Here is an 18,125-nt window from a genome sequence, read left to right as displayed (position 1 = left end):
AGCGGTGCCGTCTTAGGCGCTCGCCTTGAGGACGGTGTGCAGGACGTCCGGCTTGTTGGTGACGACGCCGTCCACCCCGAGATCGACCGCCTTGGCCATCTTCGTCTTGCTGTTGACGGTCCAGGTGAGCAGCCGCAGGTGCGCGGCGTGCACCTGCTTGACGTAGGACTTCGTCAGTTCGCCGTAGGACGGGTTGACGAGGTCCGCGTACGCGGCGACCTTCTTCAGGTCCTTCGCCTTCGGCATGCCGAGCAGGGCCGTCGGGACGCCGGGCAGGTCCTTGTGGAACCGCTTGACCGACGGCCAGTCGAACGACTGCACCACCAGCCGGCTCTGCGCGGGCGCGCCCTTCGCCCCGAGCCAGTACGGCCGGTGCCGCTTGAGCGCCGCGGCGACCCGCCCCTCGATCCCCGGGTACAGCGCGGGACTCTTCAGCTCCAGCAGCATGCCGGCGCCGGTGCCGCCCATCGCGCCCAGCACCTCGTCCAGCGTCGGGACGCGCTCGCCCTTGTACTTCTTGGCGTACCACGACCCCGCGTCCAGCTTCTTGATCTGCTTGAGCGTGAGCTGCGAGACCTTCCAGGGCTTCAGCTTCGGGTAGACGTGCTCCACGTCGGTCGTCCTCGCCAGCGTGGAGTCGTGCATGATGACCAGCTTGTGGTCCTTCGTCTGCTGGACGTCGAGCTCGAACATGTCCGCGTGCCGGGCCCTCGCCTGCTTGAACGACGCGATGGTGTTCTCCGGCGCGTACTCGGACGCGCCGCGGTGCCCCACGTCGAGGACCCTGTGCGCCGCCGCCTCCCCCCGGGCCATCGGGACGACCGGGACGACGGGCACGGGAGCGAGGGCGGTACGGGGCGGGAGGAGGGGAGTCGGTTCGGCGGCGGCCGCCGTCGCGGAACCGGTGCTCACGGCCGCGGTCAGGACGACCGTGAACGCGAGACCATGCCGACGGGACATTGTCACCTCTCGGGGAGCCGGGGGTTGCCTGCCCTCGACCATCGATCCGGCCGATGACACCCGGGTTACGAGTCAGTAGCAGACCATGTACACAGGGTGACATTACGCAACCGGAGCGTGCGATACGAGCCGGACACGGCCATTTCCCCAGATCGACTCACGCGTCGCCTTGCGGCGGTTCCTCTCGCGGCCCCGCCCCGCCCGACCTCGCGCTCTTCGCCGCCTTCGCCAGCACCAGCGCCCCCAGCAGCACCCGCCCCCCGCGCCGGAACGGGCGCAGCGGGCGCGGGAACCGGACGCGCCGCGGCTCCTCCGCGTCCGGCGCCGGCGCCGGCTCCGGCACCACCGGCGCCCTCGGCGGCCTCGGCGCGCCCAGCCGGGTCGGGCGGCTCCGCCCCCGCAGCGTCACCGACCTGCCGAACTCCCACTCGTCCGACTCCGCCAGGTGCGCCAGCTCCACCACCGTCCCGGACGCCAGCACCCGCCCCGGCGACGTCTTCGCCAGGTCGCTCAGCCGCGCCGCCTCGTTCACCGGGTCGCCGATCACCGTGTACTCGAACCGCTGCTCGGCCCCGATGTAGCCGGCCACCACCGGGCCCGCCGACACGCCGATCCCCGCGTCCAGCGTCGGCACCTCCGCGCGCAGCCGCACCGCCAGCTCCCGCGCCGCGCCGAGCGCCCCGCCCGCCGAGTCCTCCAGCTCCGTCGGCGCCCCGAAGATCGCCAGCGCCGCGTCCCCCTCGAACTTGTTGATCCACCCGCCGTGCCGCGCCACCACCGCCACCACCACGCCGAAGAACCGGTTCAGCAGCCCCACCACCTCGTCCGGGCCGCGCGTGTCCGCGAGCCGCGTCGACCCCGTCAGGTCGACGAACAGCACCGCCACCTCGCGCGTCTCACCGCCCAGCTCGATGTCGCCGCGCTCCAGCGCCAGCCCCGCGACCTCCTCGCCGACGTGCCGGCCGAACAGGTCCCGCAGCCGCTCGTTCTCCCGTAACCCCGCCACCATGTGGTTGAAGCCCGCCTGCAGCTGCCCGACCTCGCTCGCGTCGTACACCGCCACCTCGGCGCCGAGGTCGCCCCGCTCCACCTGCGCCATCCCCGTCCGGACGGACTTGATCGGGTCCGCGATCGCCCGCGTCGCCATGTACGTCACGTACATGCCGACCGCGATCGCCACCCCGCCCAGCCCGAGGATCGTGATCGCGAGCTGGGTGACGTCGATGTCCGGCGCCGCCAGCGCCGCCACCGCCACGCAGATCAGCCCGAACACCGGGATCGCCGTCCCGAGCGCCCACGCGAGCATCACCCGCGTCGTCACCCCCGGCAGCCGGAACCTGCGCGGCCGCTCCGCCGCCAGCACCAGCGCCGCCGCCGGACGCAGCAGCCGCTCCGACAGCAGGTACACGATCGTGCAGGTCGTCGCCGCGCCGAGCAGGCACGTCAGGCCCGTCTTCACCGCCAGCCGGCCGGTGAACAGCACCACGTCCAGCGCCGCCCAGCCCGCCGCGCCGACCCCCCACAGCGCGCCGACCAGGAACGTCAGCCGGAGCGGCCCCAGCAGGACGGCCCGCCCCTCCGCCTGGTCGGGCATATGGCCGCCCCGCACCAGGCTCACCACCGGACGCCACAGCCACAGCCCCGCCAGCAGCGCGACCGGGCCCGCCACCACCGGATAGCCGAAGAACGCGATCGCGTTCACCAGGTGCACGTGCTCCGGATCGCGCAGCGGCGGGTCCGGCACCACGAACGTCGCGAACAGCAGCACCACCAGGCCGCCGACGATGTTCGCGACCACCACCACGACCGCGAGCACCCACCGGACCCGCACCTCGAGCCTCGTCCGGGGCACCCCGGGGAGAAGTCCGCGCGCCACCGTCCTGGACACCTGCGCCTCCGTCCCGGGGTCCCACGGAAATCATCGCACTAGGCGGTGGTGCTCTCCTCCGCGATCGCGACGTCCGCCGGCGCCCGCCGCTGCGAGCTCCGCCACACCAGCGGCCACCCCGCGAGGACGAGCACGAGCCACCCCGCCATCACGTACAGCGCGACCCGGGTGTCCGCCTCCCACGCGATCGTCACCGTGACGAACGCGAAGAAGGCCAGCACCAGCCAGTTGGTGTACGGCGCCCACGGCATCCGGTACGGCGCCCTCGGCAGCAGCCCGGCCGCCGCCTTCCGCCGGTACGCCATGTGCGCCACCAGGATGACGCTCCACACCAGGATCGCGCCACCCGTCGACACCGAGGTGATGTACTCGAACGCCTTGTCCGGCACGACCGCGTTGATCACCACGCCGACGCCCATGACGAGCGCCGAGATGACGACGGTGAGCACCGGCACGCCCCGCCCGTTCAGCCTCGCCAGCGCCTGCGGCCCGTCCCCGTTGACCCCGGCCGTCCGCAGCATCCGCGACGTCGAGTACAGGCCGCCCGCGTTGCACGACGACAGCGCCGCCGTCAGCACCACGAAGTTGACGATGTCCGCGCCGCCCGGAATGCCGATCTTGTCGAACGCCAGCACGAACGGGCTCGCGCCGCCCTTGAACGCCGTCCACGGCACCACCGCCATGATCACCAGCAGCGACAGCAGGTAGAACAGCGCGAACCGGACCGGCAGCGCGTTGATCGCCCGCGGGATGTTCTTCTCCGGGTCCTTCGCCTCGCTCGCCGTCACCCCGACCAGCTCGACGCCCAGGTAGGCGAACATCACCATCTGCAGCGTCATCAGCGTCGGGCTGATCCCCTCGGGGAAGAACCCGCCGTGGTCCCACAGGTTCGCGACGCTCGCCGACCTCCCCGCGTCGCTGAACCCGAAGGCCAGCACCCCGATCCCCACCAGGATCATCATCACGATCGCCGCGACCTTGATCATCGCGAACCAGAACTCCAGCTCGCCGAAGAGCTTCACGGAGATCAGGTTGACCACGAACAGCACGACCAGCGCCACCAGCGCCGTCTGCCACTGCTCGACCCCCGGGAACCACTTCTGGACGTACTTCCCGGCGGCCGTCAGCTCGGCCATCCCGGTCGTCACCCAGATGATCCAGTACGTCCACGTCGTGGCGTACCCCCAGAACGGGCCCAGGAACTCACGGGCGTACCCGGCGAAACCCCCCTCCGCGTGCCGGTAGGTGAGCAGCTCACCGAGCGCCCTCATGACGAAGAACAGCATCAGTCCCGCGACGGCATAGGTCAGCACGAGGCTCGGGCCGGCCTTGGCGATGTTCTCCCCGGCGCCGAGGAACAGCCCCGTGCCGATGGTGCCGCCGATGGCCAGCATCTGGATCTGGCGGGTTCCGAGCCCGCGCTGATAGCCGTCCGCTTGGTCTGGGAGCTTTGCGACCACGCGTTCCTTGCCTCTCACGTCGACGGCCGCCCCTCAGGGGACGGCTCTGGCCCGGTCAGACTAGGAACCGGACCCCCGAAAGCGAAACACACCCCATACGCTCCGTGTCCCCCCGTCCTCCCCCATCCCGCCCGCCTCACTCGCCGCCGTTAACGAGTTGGCGCCGTCCTCGGGCATCGCGTATGCTCTCGGACGTCGCCAAAGACCGGCAGCCCAGCCGGTCGGGCCACCGCCCCGAAGCCGCTAAGCTCGAGGCAAGCAAGGTCCTGTGGAGCAGCTAGGAGTGCTCGCCACCCTGTCAAGGTGGAGGCCGCGGGTTCAAATCCCGTCAGGACCGCCAGACGCGCCGACGCGCGTCCTGGGCAGGTAGCTCAGTCGGTACGAGCGTCCGCCTGAAAAGCGGAAGGTCGGCGGTTCGACCCCGCCCCTGCCCACCCTGGTCCTCTGACCAGCGGAAACATCGGTAACGGATTGATCACTTCCGGTGTACACCGCTTGAACAGAGGAAAACTCTCACTCCAATGGGTACCGCGCGTACGCGGCGTCCGAAGGACCTCCGAGCAGGCGCCTTCCAGCCCGCGATCAACTCGTTCACCCTGCATCTCAACGCCGAGGGGAAGTCCCCGAAGACCGTCCGCACCTACGCCGAAGCGGCGCAGTGGTTCGCGGCCGAGCATCTTCGACGCAACACCGACCACACCGACTGGGACGACGTCACCGCCGACGACGTCCGCGCCTGGACAGTGTGGCTGCTCAACACCTACTCCGACAGCTACGCCAACAACCAGTACCGGGCGCTGCAGCAGTTCTTCAAGTGGTGGTCCACCGACGAAGAACTGCCCAACCCCATGGCGAAGCTCCGCCCACCCGCCGTCGGTGAAAAGGTCGTCCCGGTCTTCACCGACGACGAACTCACCAAGCTCCTCAAGCACTGCGAAGGAAAGGCCTTCACCCAGCGCCGCGACTTCGCCATCCTGTCGCTGTTCAAGGCGACCGGCCTGCGGCTGTCCGAACTCGCCGGCATCATCTACGACGCCGACGACCCCGACCGCAGCGACCTGGACCTGATGCGCCGCGAACTCCTCGTCACCGGTAAGGGCAACAAGCAGCGCATCGTCCGCTTCGGGCACCCGTCCGCCCGAGCCATCGACCGCTACATCCGGGTGCGCGCCAAGCACACCTACGCCTCCAGCCGGCACCTGTGGCTGGGCACCAACAACCGTCCACCCATGACGGCCAACGGCATCTACCAGATGGTCGTCCGCCGCGGCGAGGAATGCGGCGTCGCCGTCCACCCGCACAAGTTCCGCCACCACTTCTCCCACACCTGGCTCGACAAGGGCGGCGCCGAAGGCGACCTCATGGAACTCAACGGCTGGTCATCACCCCAGATGCTCCGCCGCTACGGCCGCAGCGCCGCCAGCACCCGAGCCCGCCGCACCTACGACCGCATCATGGAGGACTGACCAACGGCACGACGAAGCCCCGGCGCGGCGCGCGCCGGGGCTTCGCTGTAGGTCAGCCCTTCTTCCTCACCTGCGCCGACCGCTTGGCCAGCCGCAGCATGTAGGCCCGCTTGGCCAACTCGGCCCGCCGCCGTCGCTCCTCCACCGGAAGCACGCCCTCCGGGTCAACCTCTCGCTCGAACCGCGCCAGGAACGCGTCCCGCCCCGGCTTCGTACGCTGCTTCCGATCCCCAGTCTTGCTCCAGGACACCAGCACAGCGATCCGCTTGTCGATCCCCGCCACAGTCCCCCTGTCCAGCGTTGTGTATGAGCAGAGCTGTCTCCCTTCTGCCGCTGACGCTTCGGTCGGTCGCCTGGCTGCCGTCGTGTGGCTTCGCGGCGTTTAGGCGCCATTGCCTTAAGGCGACTACCCGACGATGCATTGCACAACAGCGACGGTCAACGTCCGCATAAGCAAGCGTGTTGCACTCACCTGACGTGCATATCCGACGTTCCCGTTATCTCATTGTTCGCCTTATCTGCCCCGCGGCTGGCGGTCGTCCGCGAGTCGGCCTGACCCCGTCCGCTCGTCCGCCGCACGGCGGACGAGCCGTCCGCAGTTCGGCCGACGCCGTCCACGCTTCGGCCGACGCCGTCCGCGCGAGCGGCAGCCGTCCGGCCCCCGGACGAAGCGGCGGGGGAGGGCTCCCGCTCCCTCCGCGCTCCTGACGGAGCGTTATCAGCGTTGTCCCGCTGAGGGAGTCTCAGTTCCCATCTCGGCCCCTGCTCACGCTTGCTCTGGAGGGATGGCGGTTCTGCGTCCCGTCCTGTCGCCAGAATCCGAGGTCAGCCGACCTGCCTGCGGACAGCATCGCATCCGGGATCGCGCCCGATCCCCCGGCCTCACGGCAGAGCACCACGCTCGGTGCGCTTTAAAGGCACGAAATCCATATCTTGCCCCGCGCAGCCTGCGGCGGGCGGGCATCAGGTGCCCCCTACAGTCGTGCAGGCAGCACCGCCAACCCCAGGCGGGGCAAGAAATGGATAACGCACGTCTTATGCGATGGAACCGGGCGCGGCTCCATCACTGACGGCCTTCCGGCCGATCCGAGCTCTCTGGCCTCTTCATGAAGGCCAGGTGGCGTGACGGCGGACCTCCAAGTTGGAGGGCTGGCTTAGATCGCGTCGCCTGTTCGCAGGAGGTTGGCGAGGATGGTGGTCGCCTCGTCGAGCTGGTCGTTGGGAAAGTGGATCTGGGCCCAGGCGGAGAGTTGGACGCCATTGTCGTCCGCGAGCAGGTACACGTAGCTCTCCCAGGCGTCCGGACGGGTCCAGCGGTTGAAGCGATCACGAAACCGGGGGTGCTCGGCGAGGCGCGCGAGCATGATTCGGCCGTCTTCGACGGGCATCTTCAGCCAGGCCTGGCCTCGGTAGTACTGGCCGAAGCGTTCGCGTCCGGCACCGTCACCGCTGAGAGCCGTGGACTCGCCGAGGTCCTGGCAGCACCCGACCGTGCGCAGTCCCATCGCCCAGAGCGCCTGGACGAGCGGAACCATCTTCAGGTCGATGTCCGCGGCGCCTCCCTCGGGGAGAGCGAGTCGTGTGGACGGATGGACGTTGCTCACTGCGTCAGGCATCGCGCTGCCTCCGTCAGGTGCCTCAAGACCGTGCGCTGAGTCGCCGCGTCGTTTGCAGGATCGGGCATCCAGCGGACGCATTGCTGGAGGTACCACTCGCAGATCCATACACGGTGCCAGCCACCGGCCCACTCCTCAGCGGGCAATCCCCCGCGCTCTGAGGCAGCATGCTCGCTTCCGCCCGCCGCGATGTAGGCGCGAATCATTCGGGCCACGGCTTCGGTGTCGAGCGGTTTCGGAGTGTCCTCCCAGGACGCCAGGTCCAGCAGGCCAGGCCCGTTGAAGGCTCTCGCCCAGTCGAGGATCTTCACACCGGTTGCGCCGACGTGCAGGGATGTGGGGTGGAACTCGCTGTGACACAGCCCGTACGGCGGGATATCCACACCCTGTGCACGGCGTTTGCTGACGGCGTCGAGTCGCTCCAGAAGTTCTCGGATCTCGGCGGTGTTCGTCCATCGTCCAGCCGAGCGCAGCATTTCCAGCCAGCGATGAGCACGGCTCGGCAGAGCAGCCAGAGCGGCAGCATCGAGGGCAGCGAGGCCGACCATTGGCGGACAGCGGTGCACCTGGACGGCCGCCTCCGCTCCGACGCTCATCGGAGCGTCCTCGTCCGGCGCCGGTCCCAGGTCTTCCAGCAGCATGGCGAGATGACCGTCCTCGGTACGGGTCGCGGCGAGCACCGCAGGCACAGGCACGCCGTGGACCTTCGCGTACCGCAGTACCTCAGCCTCCTGGGTGAACGGCTCACGCGCCGTCTTGCAGATGACCGAGCCACCGTCCGCAAGGCGAACCCGCTCGACTGCCGACATGTCCCAGATGTGGAGCGGCTCCCGGCTGACCGGACGAGTCACCAAACCCGCCGACGTGATCAGTGCGTGCAGGACCCCCGAGGGGGCGGACAGCGTGTCCGCCCCCTCGGGCCCGTAGTCGTCACCGGCCACACGACTCCACCCGCTCGATCCAGTCATCCCCGAACTGTGCCAGCTCGCGGTGGAACTCGGCGAGGTCCGCGCCAAACGGCACGACGCACCCGCCGCGCATGTCCGCCTGGGACTGGCACCCGTGCACGAGCTTGCCGCCCAGTGCGGCGTTGGCCTTGACGGCCTCGACGCGCCGGGCCTCGTCGAACCAGGTGCCGTGGTACAGCTCGTCCAGGAGCTGGGCGCCCTCCTGGTCCAGTTCGTAGACGACCTTGCAGGCGATGGGGAACATCCACGCCGGCCCGACGTTGGTGATCGTGCCGTCCTTCTCGACCCGGTTGAGGGCCATGAGCGTGCAGCACTCGCGCAGCATCCGTAGGTGCTCGCTGCGGACGCCGAGCGCCGCCAGGCCTCGGTCGTTCAGGTGTGCGTCGCGGAACTGCCAGGCGTTGACCTTCCACGCCACCCGCAGGACCTCGGCCGGGTCGTCGGTGATCCTGCCGTGGGCCTTGACGTACTCGAGGGCGATCTGCTCGATGGTCGCGTCGGACGTCTCGACCGCCGGGAGCAGCTCGGTCTCGATGCCGACCCAGTCGCAGACGAGCCAGGTGGGGTTCTCGTACCGGAAGAAGTAGGCCGCCGGGTTGATGGTGAGGCGGGTGCCGTCCACCGTGACGCCGTCGATCTTGTTCCAGCCGGAGTGGAACGGCTCGGGCATCGTGACGTCGATGATCGGGACGGGTTGGGCCAGCATGGTGCTCACGACTTCTCCTTTGAGTCTTGCGGCACTGATGGCGAGCGAACTGCGGCCCGGGTGTCCTGGGAGCCTGCTGTCGATGCCCCCCGCCATCCGGGCCGCCGTTCGGCGGGGCACTGCTCCGCATCAGCAATCAGTGGGCGTAGGCCCCTGCGACCGAAGAACCACCTTCCTTTCTGCACGGCGGAGCCCAGGTGCTACGGGGCATGCCGCGTGGGCCGGGGAGTGGGCCTCCGGACGGGGCGATTCCTCGGGGGCTGGAAACCCCGTCCGGAGGGGATTCGAGCCTCCGGACGGCGACAAGGCAGCGCACCGCGTGCCAATCGCCGTCCGGAGGGCCTCCCTCTGCACCGCCGCTCGCCGGTAGGCAGCGCAGAAGAGAGGTGCTTGCTACGGGGCGTCCGGCCGGCTCCCGCACGGAACGGCCGGCTCCAGGGACAGCTCTCCCATCAGAGACCAAGCCTCGCTGAGACCGAGCCGCGGTTCACCGTCGCTCATCATGGTGCGGCCTCCAGCAGAGCCCAGACGCATTTCCAGCCACATACGGAGCCATAGCCCCATTTCGCGGACAACTGCGCCACGATGTTCAGGCCCCGACCGCCTTCCTCGCCGATATCCGGCAGCCGGGGGCGCGGAACCTCGTTCGGCAGTGCGTCCCACACCTCAAGGAGGATTCGACCACTGTCGGCGTAGAGTTTGAGCTTGATGCGACTGGACGTCAGAAAATCGCGCGCAACGAATGTTAGGCGCTTTTCGGTCTCCAGGATCGCGTTGGTGACCAGCTCGCTCACGATGACGCACGCGTCGTCGACCAAGCTCGTATGCCCGAGATCGTGCAGCGCTCTCGCGACAGCCCGTCTGGATCGACTGACCTCAGAGCGGTCCACGGTGAGGGCCAGCTCCAGATAGGGCGGTCTCGTCGCTGTCACGGTCGTCATCGCCTGTCCTTGTCACGCGTCGTTGCGCATTGGGCGTCCGGTTTGGTTACGTGACAGCAAGAAACCACTGCACAAGGCGCAGTTGCTAGGGAAGACTGAATGACGTGGGCGGTCGCCGGCGGACGTGAGCGGATGCCGCCCAGTTGAGGCGTTCGGACGGAGTCGAACCGATGCGCGATGATGAAGGTCGAATGGAACTGGCCGACAAGATCCGCTTACTCCTGGAACGAAAGATCTGGTCTCAGAACCACCTCGCGAAAGAGATGCGAGACCTCGCCTCCCCCAAGGAACGCGCCCAGCTTCCGGGTCTCGACTCGATGGCCCGCCGGATCCGCGCCCACCAGCGCGGCGAGCCGGTCGGCCCCGTCTACGCCGAGCTGTACCGACGCCTCTTCGCCCGCCACACCGACCTGTTCGCCTCACCGACCGTCCCCGCGTCCGAAGACCACATCGACCCACTCGTACTCGCCTGGACAGTAGGAAGGCTCAACCAGCGCGTGGACCGCAGAACCCTGCTCCAACTCGCCGCCGTCACCGCGGCAGGACCCTCCGCACTCGAACCAGCCGAGCGCCTGCTGAGAGCGCTCACCGGCCGGAACCGTCCCGACGACGAGACCGTCAAGCACCTCGAAGACCGCACCAGGGGCTTCCACCGCCTCGAAGAACACTGGCCGGCACGCAAGCTCTACCCCGCCCTGCTGACCCACATCGGCGAGATCAGCTCACTTCTCGAAACCATCCGATCCGAAGACCTACGCCACCGTCTTGCCGTCACCGCCGGCGAATCAGCAGTACTCGCCGCCTGGTTCGCATGGGAACTCGGCGACCGCCAGCGCGCCGAACGGCAAGCCCGCCTCGCGGGAGTCGCCGCCAAGCAGACCGGCGACGTCGCCACCGCCGCCTGCATGAGCGGCTACCAGACCTACATGACCGGCGGAAACCACAACGCAGCCGTCACCCTCGCCACCAACGCCCTCCGGCGCCTGGGCGACGCCGATCCCGCCACCCGCGCCTGGCTCCTCGCCCGCAAAGCCGAGGAATCCGCCCTCATCGGCGACCACCGAGCAGCCCTGGAAGCCATCCGCGAAGCCGAAGACGTCTATACCACCGCCGACATCAACGCCCGCCCCTGGACGTGCTTCGTCGACCCGACCCGCTTCGCCTCCATGACGCTCTCGGTCTACTCACGCATCGCCCAGGAAGACCGCGCGATGGGAGCAAGCCAACAGGTCGCAGCCTCTGTCGGCCCGTCCACAGAGATCAAGAAGCTGTGCGTCGTCCAAGCCGACATGGCACTGGCCCACTACCGCCTCGGCGACGTCACCGAGGCCGTCCGCTACGCCCGCTCATCCCTCGAAGCGACCACCGCCATGGCCGCCCCGCTCGGCTGGGACCGCCTCGACCAGGTCGTGGACGAGTTCGCCGGCTCTCGCGTCCCGGCAGCCGATCAGTTCCGTACCGAGTACGCCGCTACACGTCCGAAGACGGCGTCGCCGTCTCTTCTCTGATCCATGTCAGATAGTCCCCAAGCCCTCCAACGATCGGCACCGCCACGATCTCCGGAGTGTCGTACGAGTGCGCAGCCTTCACCCTGGCCACCAGCTCGTCGAGCCGCTCCTCGGTCGTCTTCATCACGACCGAGTACTCCTCATCCCTCTCCAACTTCCCCTGCCACCAGTAGGCCGACGTCACCGGCCCGCTGATCTGCGCACACGCCGCCAGCCGCCCCTCGACCGCCGCCTGCACAACCTTCTCCGCTTCCTCACGACTGCCCGTCGTCACATGCACTTCAAGGTTCTGCGCCATACCCGGACCCTAACCACCAATCCCCCACCACCACACCGCGCGCCGGCATCCCGCCGCCGCTATCACGGCGACGCCTCAACGAAGCTCACCCCCTCTGCCATCGGCAGTCGAGCCGGAGGCCCACAACGCCCGGAAGCTCGTCCGAGGTGAGCATGATCGGCGGCTACGCGGGATCCGGCAAGACAGAGCTCGCCCGCTTCCTGTCCAACCTGTCCGGCCGGGGCTTTCCGGGACAAGGACGCCTTCGCCCGCCGCCTGGCCGAGCACCTACTGATCTCGTCGCACGGCACCCCACTCGACCGCCACACTGACCATTACCGTCCCAAGGAAACTCGCCCACCGGGACATTTACACCGCTGGCCTCAACACCGACGACCCGTCCAAGGCCGCACACCTCACCATCGACGATCCCCTAGGGCAACCGTCAGCCCAAGCGAACGCGCCGCCCCCTCACCAAGCTCATCCATAGCCGCAGGTCATCCAGGCAGTCCCCGTGCTGGATGAGAACTTTTTCTAGTCTTCAAGGGCGCCGCTACGCGTCGCCAAGCCGGACCACGGTGCGGGCATGCGGCCTCTTCGGGCCGGTCCCGCCGCGTGGTCCGACTCCTCATCGCTCAAGTGACCGTTCGCGGCGAGCGCTCTATGTGCCTAGATACTAAAAGTAGGTCGTGTCGCGGGCATCCGGCGTACATAATGACACCATGTCGATGACCGCTCACGGGCAGCCTAAGCACGCGGTTCCGCTGCCAGCTGACTTCGAAGGTGAAGGGGAGGCGAATGATTTTCACGTTGCCGTGTCAGAGATAAGCACCAAGGGTGGCGATCACATTGCGCCCCCTCCTGTCGGTGTTACGGTTATAGTGGGCGGCAATAATTCAGGGAAGTCTACTTTTCTCAGGGACCTTTGGATTAGACTTTCCCGGCCAAAGTACACCATCTACAAGCCAATACTGATTGAAGAAGTGAAGCTTCATCGAGATGGGAGCGACGCCGACGCACTTGATTGGTTCCGCAATAAGTGGGCCTGGTCTGGCAATAAGTACAAGCCAGGCTTTGTTGACGACACGGGTACAACAACCGCCCTCGGCAACATTCGTAAGTTTGTCAAACAAGGGTCAACTCCTTATAGTCTTGCTGACATCGTGAATCACGTCGTCCAGCGGGGCGATCTTCACAAGCGCGTTGAGTTGGTGGAGCCTGTTGACCAGAGAGATGGTCTCCAGGAGAGTCCGCGCCACCCGATCCATCGCATCCAGGACGATCCTGATCTCCTACAGCGGGTTCAGCAATTTAGTAGAAGAATATTCAGGCAGGAGCTAACGCTCGATCGTCTTGGCGGCAAGACGCAACTCAGGGTGGGCGTTACCGACGTACCCCCGCCTAGGGTCGACCAAATTTCGCCCGAATACATTAAGTCCCTAGCGACTCTGGAGCCGCTAGAGAATCAGGGTGATGGAATGAAAAGCCTTATGGGTCTACTCATTCCACTGGTAACTGGATCTTGTAGAATTCTTCTGATCGATGAGCCAGAAGCCTTTCTCCACCCTCCGCAAGCGAAGATCCTTGGCAAGGTCCTAGGGGAGATTTCAGCTGAAAGTGGAATCCAGATCTTCCTTGCAACTCATGACCGCAATCTCCTGGTCGGTCTTCTGGAAGCGCAGGCTCCGGTCGCGGTTGTGCGCTTGGATCGCAAGGACAATGACACGGCAGTTCATCAGTTGAAAGACCAACTCGTTCGCGAACTGTGGGATGAGCCCGTTCTTCGCTACAGCAATGTCCTCGATGGTCTTTTTCATCGAGCTGTAGTGCTAGCGGAATCGGATGGCGATTGCCGATTCTATGCCGCATCCCTTGATGGCGTTACCGATCCACCTTTCTCGCCAGGGGATATTCAATTTGTTCCTGTCGGGGGAAAGGATGGGTTTGGTCGCGTCGTTAGGGCTCTACGTTCGGTCGCCGTTCCCTTGGTCGTAATCGCGGACCTTGATGTCCTCAATGATGCTAAGAGGACACGAATCTTCGTCGAAATGCTTGGGGGAAAATGGGATCACTTCAAGGGCGACTACGAAGCCGCAACTCGGCAGTTCCACGTCCCCAGAACCCCTAAGACTAGGGCTGAGGTGCTTGAGCTTGCCGCCAGAGTGCTGACAGAAGATCCCGGGAAGCGTTACGACAAGGAGAGCGAGCGCCTTCTCCAGGCTGCAATCAGGGCTGATCGAAGTCCATGGCAAGATCTGAAGGAGTTCGGGATCAGGGCTTTCAAGGGGGGTGTGGCAACTGTCGCCGCCCAGGACCTGCTTGACAAGCTTGAATCCGTTGGTGCAGTCCTGGTGCATGAAGGTGAACTTGAGCGGCTAGCCCCTAGTGTTCAGCGAAAAAAGGGCCCTGAGTGGATCGTCGAGGCCCTCCAGCTTAGATCTCATTTGGGAGATCGAGCACAGGCGCATATCTTGCGGGTGATCGGCGCTCTAGAATCGCAAATGTCGTAACCGTGCGGTTGACATTTTAGCGTGGGCGGCGAAGCGGGGGCCTCGCGGCCCCCGGCCCCCCGCGGGCCGGAGAGTACGCCAGTGCGAATCTGTCTTTAACACCGTCTCGCCGTACGCGCGGGCGCACCCCCGGGACGGGCGGGCGTGCTAACCGTGGGTGCTGACAGCAGGCTTAGGTGATCTCCGGCTTGCCCGGATGGCGTTCCTGACACGGCCCCCCGAAAGGAACAGGCCCGCGCCGGCCGCGTGCGACGAACCTGTAACGCAGCTCTGCTAGAGCCTCTAGCGCGTTCAGGGCGCTGCCAGCACAACGACGACGCCGCCCCTCTTGACCTCGATCCTCATGGCCCTGCGCAAGGCATCGCGGACCTGATCTCGGAAGAGGTAAGCCATGATCGCAGCACCGAGCGGCCAAGCCAATGCCTTCATATACTTCAGGACGAGCTCGGCTATCTCCATGCGGGCCCCCTCAAATGCTGTATAGGGCCCCGACGCTACTTAGATCTCACTCCGTGGAGGACCAGTTCCGCTCCCTCGTGACCAGATTGAGCCCACGCGGGCGAGGAGTGATGGACGACTGCGGTGTTGGCCTGTGTGAGCTCGATAGCCGAACAGGTGCGTGTGGCGGCGCGCCAGACTCGAGCCCGATCAAGGCGCTCGTCTTGTCCGTTCGCTCGGGCGCGACCTCTCGAGTCCGAGCCGCGCAGGGGCTTCCATGACTGGATACGGGGACTATGGCTGAGGTATCAAGCGAGGACACGACCGAGTGCTCCGAGCGGATCAACGCCTTCTGGGGTATTGAGGTGGACGGCAGCGGCCACGAGCGCACAGCCAGCGAGGCTGCCGCGAATCTCATATCGAGCACTGGCCTCCTGCATGAGTCACCGAAGCTGCTGTAGATGCTAGAGCGAGCGATCGAAGTGGGTTACACGGTCGCGCTTAGGCTGTGAAACGTGGCCGCTACGACGAGGAGATCCGGGATAGTTGGCGGACGGAGCTCTTCGAGTAGCCCACACGGCGTGCCCTATCAGAGCATGGCCGGGAACCTGCGGGAGGACCGGATGCATGCTCAGGGCGCGGGAGTGCTCACAGCGGGTGTGGACGGAGCTGGACGTGGGTGGAAGCGGCGGGTGGCTGAGGAGGGCTGCCTAGCAGGTCAGGGAACGTTTGTGGACGGGGGTGGATCTTGTTCGTTGGTCTCGTAATGTGTCGCTCGGCCGAACGCACCCCTCGCACGGAAGTTCGGCTGGATACTGGGCACCATGACAGACGCATCGAGTGAAGAACTCGAAGGTTGCATCAGGACCATCGATGCCCTCTGGGGTCTTCGGGTGGACGGTAGCGGCCACGAAAGCTCGGCCCGCGAGGCAGCGGCCAACTTGATGTCCGGGACCGGATTCATGGACGCCCCGCAAGAACTACTTGAAATGCTGGACAAAGCCATAGAGGTGGGCTACGCAGCCGCCCTCCGAGCCGTCGAGGACGGCGAGTACGACGTTCAAATTAAGCACGAGTGGCGAGCGGGGATGCTTGAGGATCTCTGAGCCAGCTGAGAGCGACTCCCCGTGGACAGCCTGGGGACCTCTGATCTTGCTGCGGATCAGATGCCCCCGACTGTTGGTCAGCAAGCCCACAGCGTTGCGTTTCTGGGCGTCTTTAGCCTGCGGAATGTGGGGGTGGCTCGTTGGTCCCTACGCTAGTCGCATGACCGTGAAGGTGTGGCTGGAAGGCCATCAGTTCGACCTTGAAGCACTCGCCGAGTTGATGCCCTCAGGTGACCCTCGCGTGGTGCGGGAGGGCGACGACTACTATCTCGCCTCTTACGAGATCGACAACCGAGCTGACGGCGTGAAGTTCTACGAGGTCGCGCCCGCAATCCTGCAGCGCGTTAACGGTCTCGCACGATCGCGAGATGCCGGCTATAGACCAGTGCGTCTCAGCGGGCGCTACCAAGAGGGCGAGCGACGACAGACTGTTGTGCAGGTCGGGACCGTCGAGTGTCGATCGAAGATTGGTGTGGTTCAAGTACTCGTCAATGGTCAACAGCCAACCCCTGCCCCACCGGATGCCCCTGAACACCTTCTCCACGCCACATCGAACTCCGACGTCGCCGAGGCCCTAGAAATCCTGGGGCAACCGGAGCCGCTGATGTGGGTCGAGCTCTACCGGATCATGGAGATCGTCCAGCACTCCGGGCAGCTACGGTCCGCCATGGACGCAGCAGGCGTCTCAAAGAAGGAGCTGACCAGGTTCAGCCGGACCGCTTGCCATCCGGATGCCGCAGGACCAGATGCGCGGCACGCGCGGTCCAAGGAGCAACCACCCAAGCCGCCTATGCCGATCTCAGACGCTCGGCAGCTGATCAGTGACCTTGTCAGGGGTTGGCTGGAGTCGTTGACGCCCTATAGGGCGGTAGGACAGCGACGGCTCGGAGCGGAGGGCTCGCAGCAAAGGGACAAGGCTGGACGATCTTATGACCCGCAGGTACCAGGGAAGCTGACGACAGCCCTGACGACAGCCCTGACGGCAACGACGGCGACCAACGACCCCCGCGGGCACACGTCAGGCACCGTCCGGCCTCGGGAGACGGTCCCGCCGCAGGGTGGTTAGTACTTCTGAAAACGATGGTCACTGAGCAGGTCGAGATGTGCCACGGCAAGGGTCGCATGGCTGCCGGCTCCTGCGCGCTGAAGCGGAACGTTCGCGGCCACCCCCGCTTGGTTCTCAACGGCTCACCGTTGGCGACAGCCCCGGACGAGATCAGCCCCGCGCAGTGACCACTACGAGTGCGTGTCGGGTGCCGTCCGACCTCGGTTGAGCAGGCAGCCGCGTGGTAGCTACGGGCAGTCTCTACACCGGGCCCCAACCCAGCAGGCCTGAGCGCTGCAAGCATTGTGTGGTCTATCCGTCGCATAGCGTGATAGTCTGCCGGGAACACAATCCGCTTATCGGCTTCTCGCTCGTGAGCGACCTGGGTTTTCGCAGGTCAGTACAGCGCTTGGACGCTGTGACCTGAAAAGCGGAAGGTCGGCGGTTCGACCCCGCCCCTGCCCACACCTCGTGACCAGCGAAAACGCCCCGGAGCCACACGGCCCGGGGCGTTTTTGACGACAACCGCCCCCTCATGACGGCTGCCACGGGCCGAGCGGCCGGCCTCTCGCGACGTAGTCCCTGTACTCGTAACCGAGCATCCCGAGGTTGACCCACCAGCGCGGATCAGCGCCCAACTCCCGCTCGGCCAGCCCCAGCGCCTCTTCCGGGGTCGGGGCGGTACCTATGGTCCGGGCGCCCTCTCTGTTGGCGTCCTCCGGGTAGAAGGCGTCATCGCTCGGATAGAGAAGGCCACCGTGCCGATCCAACTCCACTGTGTCCTCAACGGCCGTGCAGCTTACGTAGAAGACACCGCTGCTGGTTGGGGTGATCAGGGCGTACCGCACTCCCCGACGTCCGCCTTCCTCAAAGCCGCCGAGGAGTTGCTCTATCCCTCGCCCACGACGCAGCGCCCCCAGCGCAAGAGACAACGGCAGGTACCGCATCCGCCGACCCTAGATCGGCCCCAGCCCGCCCTCAAACGCATAAACGGCTCCGGACTCAGGTCCGGGGCCGTCGTGGGCAGAGGAGTCAGCCGAGGGCATCCCCCGAGCTTGCGGAGGGCCGCGCGCTTCTCGTCGAGGGCCGCGTGTGCGTAGACGGTCATCGTGACCTCGACGTCGCTGTGTCCGACGATCTCTCGCACGATGTGCGGCGGAACGCCGAGGTCCAGGAGCAGCGAGACGCAGGTGTGCCGCATGTCGTGCAGCCGCATTGCGCCGATGCCCGCAGCGG

Annotated in this window: 17 protein-coding genes and 2 tRNA genes; 7 read left to right on the top strand and 12 right to left on the bottom strand. The window is 66.4% G+C overall.

Annotated elements, in window-relative coordinates; translation table 11 throughout:
* Window positions 1–12: 12 nt before the first annotated feature.
* From ABT299_RS17515 to ABT299_RS17505, 3 genes are all read right to left on the bottom strand, one after another.
* On the bottom strand, window positions 13–960 hold the full coding sequence (locus ABT299_RS17515; protein WP_500251403.1) for a glycerophosphodiester phosphodiesterase: 948 nt from the start codon (window positions 958–960) through the stop codon (window positions 13–15).
* A gap of 157 nt (window positions 961–1,117) precedes the next feature.
* A complete protein-coding gene (locus ABT299_RS17510) occupies window positions 1,118–2,848 on the bottom strand; it encodes an adenylate/guanylate cyclase domain-containing protein (protein ID WP_500251402.1) in 1,731 nt (576 codons plus the stop codon).
* A gap of 38 nt (window positions 2,849–2,886) precedes the next feature.
* Window positions 2,887–4,308, bottom strand: a complete 1,422-nt coding sequence (locus ABT299_RS17505) for an amino acid permease (protein WP_206700278.1) — start codon at window positions 4,306–4,308, stop codon at window positions 2,887–2,889.
* Between the two features lie 262 nt (window positions 4,309–4,570).
* Here ABT299_RS17505 and ABT299_RS17500 point away from each other — a divergent pair.
* The 3 genes from ABT299_RS17500 to ABT299_RS17490 all read left to right on the top strand — a co-directional run bounded on the left by ABT299_RS17500 (window position 4,571) and on the right by ABT299_RS17490 (window position 5,774).
* A tRNA-Asp gene (locus ABT299_RS17500) sits at window positions 4,571–4,648 on the top strand.
* A 20-nt stretch (window positions 4,649–4,668) separates the two neighbouring features.
* Window positions 4,669–4,742 (top strand) — tRNA-Phe (locus ABT299_RS17495).
* Between the two features lie 87 nt (window positions 4,743–4,829).
* Window positions 4,830–5,774: a tyrosine-type recombinase/integrase gene (locus ABT299_RS17490; protein ID WP_500251401.1), complete on the top strand. Its 945-nt coding sequence runs from the start codon at window positions 4,830–4,832 to the stop codon at window positions 5,772–5,774.
* A 52-nt stretch (window positions 5,775–5,826) separates the two neighbouring features.
* On the opposite strand, the gene ABT299_RS17485 is transcribed toward ABT299_RS17490, so the two are convergent.
* The 5 genes from ABT299_RS17485 to ABT299_RS17465 form a co-directional block, all read right to left on the bottom strand.
* Window positions 5,827–6,057, bottom strand: a complete 231-nt coding sequence (locus tag ABT299_RS17485) for a hypothetical protein (protein ID WP_131756720.1) — start codon at window positions 6,055–6,057, stop codon at window positions 5,827–5,829.
* Window positions 6,058–6,928: 871 nt separating this feature from the next.
* Entirely contained in the window at window positions 6,929–7,390 is a 462-nt protein-coding gene (locus tag ABT299_RS17480) for a hypothetical protein (protein WP_500251400.1), read from the bottom strand.
* Window positions 7,375–8,331 (bottom strand): aminoglycoside phosphotransferase family protein, encoded by a 957-nt coding sequence (locus tag ABT299_RS17475; RefSeq protein ID WP_500251399.1) that lies wholly within the window; start codon window positions 8,329–8,331, stop codon window positions 7,375–7,377. Before ABT299_RS17475 ends, ABT299_RS17480 begins: the two co-directional genes overlap by 16 nt.
* The gene (locus tag ABT299_RS17470) at window positions 8,321–9,073 is read right to left on the bottom strand and encodes a hypothetical protein (protein ID WP_500251398.1); all 753 of its coding nucleotides are present in this window, start codon (window positions 9,071–9,073) and stop codon (window positions 8,321–8,323) included. The genes ABT299_RS17475 and ABT299_RS17470 overlap by 11 nt, the downstream gene beginning before the upstream one ends.
* 491 nt (window positions 9,074–9,564) lie before the next feature.
* Window positions 9,565–10,005 (bottom strand): ATP-binding protein, encoded by a 441-nt coding sequence (locus tag ABT299_RS17465; protein ID WP_500251397.1) that lies wholly within the window; start codon window positions 10,003–10,005, stop codon window positions 9,565–9,567.
* A 170-nt stretch (window positions 10,006–10,175) separates the two neighbouring features.
* Between ABT299_RS17465 and ABT299_RS17460 the strand changes: the two genes are divergently transcribed.
* Window positions 10,176–11,513, top strand: coding sequence for an NsdA family TPR-like regulatory protein (locus tag ABT299_RS17460; protein WP_500251396.1), 1,338 nt, complete (start codon window positions 10,176–10,178; stop codon window positions 11,511–11,513).
* On the opposite strand, the gene cutA is transcribed toward ABT299_RS17460, so the two are convergent.
* Window positions 11,476–11,811, bottom strand: coding sequence for a divalent-cation tolerance protein CutA (gene cutA, locus ABT299_RS17455; protein ID WP_500251395.1), 336 nt, complete (start codon window positions 11,809–11,811; stop codon window positions 11,476–11,478). The genes ABT299_RS17460 and cutA overlap by 38 nt on opposite strands.
* 701 nt (window positions 11,812–12,512) lie before the next feature.
* On the opposite strand from cutA, the gene ABT299_RS17450 reads away from it, so the two are divergent.
* A complete protein-coding gene (locus tag ABT299_RS17450) occupies window positions 12,513–14,300 on the top strand; it encodes an ATP-dependent nuclease (RefSeq protein ID WP_500251394.1) in 1,788 nt (595 codons plus the stop codon).
* A gap of 291 nt (window positions 14,301–14,591) precedes the next feature.
* On the opposite strand, the gene ABT299_RS17445 is transcribed toward ABT299_RS17450, so the two are convergent.
* Window positions 14,592–14,759 (bottom strand): hypothetical protein, encoded by a 168-nt coding sequence (locus ABT299_RS17445; protein WP_500251393.1) that lies wholly within the window; start codon window positions 14,757–14,759, stop codon window positions 14,592–14,594.
* Window positions 14,760–15,562: 803 nt separating this feature from the next.
* Here ABT299_RS17445 and ABT299_RS17440 point away from each other — a divergent pair.
* Both ABT299_RS17440 and ABT299_RS17435 read left to right on the top strand, forming a co-directional pair.
* Complete coding sequence (locus tag ABT299_RS17440; protein ID WP_500251392.1) at window positions 15,563–15,844, top strand: hypothetical protein; 282 nt, start codon at window positions 15,563–15,565, stop codon at window positions 15,842–15,844.
* Between the two features lie 160 nt (window positions 15,845–16,004).
* Entirely contained in the window at window positions 16,005–16,910 is a 906-nt protein-coding gene (locus ABT299_RS17435) for a hypothetical protein (RefSeq protein ID WP_500251391.1), read from the top strand.
* A gap of 512 nt (window positions 16,911–17,422) precedes the next feature.
* On the opposite strand, the gene ABT299_RS17430 is transcribed toward ABT299_RS17435, so the two are convergent.
* Together ABT299_RS17430 and ABT299_RS17425 are read right to left on the bottom strand one after the other, a co-directional pair.
* Window positions 17,423–17,836, bottom strand: a complete 414-nt coding sequence (locus ABT299_RS17430; protein WP_500251390.1) for a hypothetical protein — start codon at window positions 17,834–17,836, stop codon at window positions 17,423–17,425.
* Entirely contained in the window at window positions 17,779–18,090 is a 312-nt protein-coding gene (locus tag ABT299_RS17425) for a hypothetical protein (RefSeq protein WP_500251435.1), read from the bottom strand. The genes ABT299_RS17430 and ABT299_RS17425 overlap by 58 nt, the downstream gene beginning before the upstream one ends.
* Window positions 18,091–18,125: the final 35 nt, after the last annotated feature.

The sequence above is a fragment of the Spirillospora sp. NPDC000708 genome (assembly GCF_040299565.1).
GTDB lineage: Bacteria > Actinomycetota > Actinomycetes > Streptosporangiales > Streptosporangiaceae > Spirillospora.
The sequence above is the reverse complement of the archived record's forward strand: the minus strand, read 5'-3'. Positions and strand labels throughout refer to the sequence as shown.

What these genes read in the sequence shown, in the direction of transcription:
- ABT299_RS17515 (WP_500251403.1), bottom strand. Translation starts at nt 960, where the DNA reads ATGTCCCGTCGGCATGGTCTCGCGTTCACGGTCGTCCTGACCGCGGCC.
- ABT299_RS17490 (WP_500251401.1), top strand. Translation starts at nt 4,830, where the DNA reads ATGGGTACCGCGCGTACGCGGCGTCCGAAGGACCTCCGAGCAGGCGCC.
- ABT299_RS17480 (WP_500251400.1), bottom strand. Translation starts at nt 7,390, where the DNA reads ATGCCTGACGCAGTGAGCAACGTCCATCCGTCCACACGACTCGCTCTC.
- ABT299_RS17465 (WP_500251397.1), bottom strand. Translation starts at nt 10,005, where the DNA reads ATGACGACCGTGACAGCGACGAGACCGCCCTATCTGGAGCTGGCCCTC.
- ABT299_RS17460 (WP_500251396.1), top strand. Translation starts at nt 10,176, where the DNA reads ATGCGCGATGATGAAGGTCGAATGGAACTGGCCGACAAGATCCGCTTA.
- cutA (WP_500251395.1), bottom strand. Translation starts at nt 11,811, where the DNA reads ATGGCGCAGAACCTTGAAGTGCATGTGACGACGGGCAGTCGTGAGGAA.
- ABT299_RS17450 (WP_500251394.1), top strand. Translation starts at nt 12,513, where the DNA reads ATGTCGATGACCGCTCACGGGCAGCCTAAGCACGCGGTTCCGCTGCCA.
- ABT299_RS17445 (WP_500251393.1), bottom strand. Translation starts at nt 14,759, where the DNA reads ATGGAGATAGCCGAGCTCGTCCTGAAGTATATGAAGGCATTGGCTTGG.
- ABT299_RS17440 (WP_500251392.1), top strand. Translation starts at nt 15,563, where the DNA reads ATGACAGACGCATCGAGTGAAGAACTCGAAGGTTGCATCAGGACCATC.
- ABT299_RS17435 (WP_500251391.1), top strand. Translation starts at nt 16,005, where the DNA reads ATGACCGTGAAGGTGTGGCTGGAAGGCCATCAGTTCGACCTTGAAGCA.
- ABT299_RS17430 (WP_500251390.1), bottom strand. Translation starts at nt 17,836, where the DNA reads ATGCGGTACCTGCCGTTGTCTCTTGCGCTGGGGGCGCTGCGTCGTGGG.
- ABT299_RS17425 (WP_500251435.1), bottom strand. Translation starts at nt 18,090, where the DNA reads ATGCGGCACACCTGCGTCTCGCTGCTCCTGGACCTCGGCGTTCCGCCG.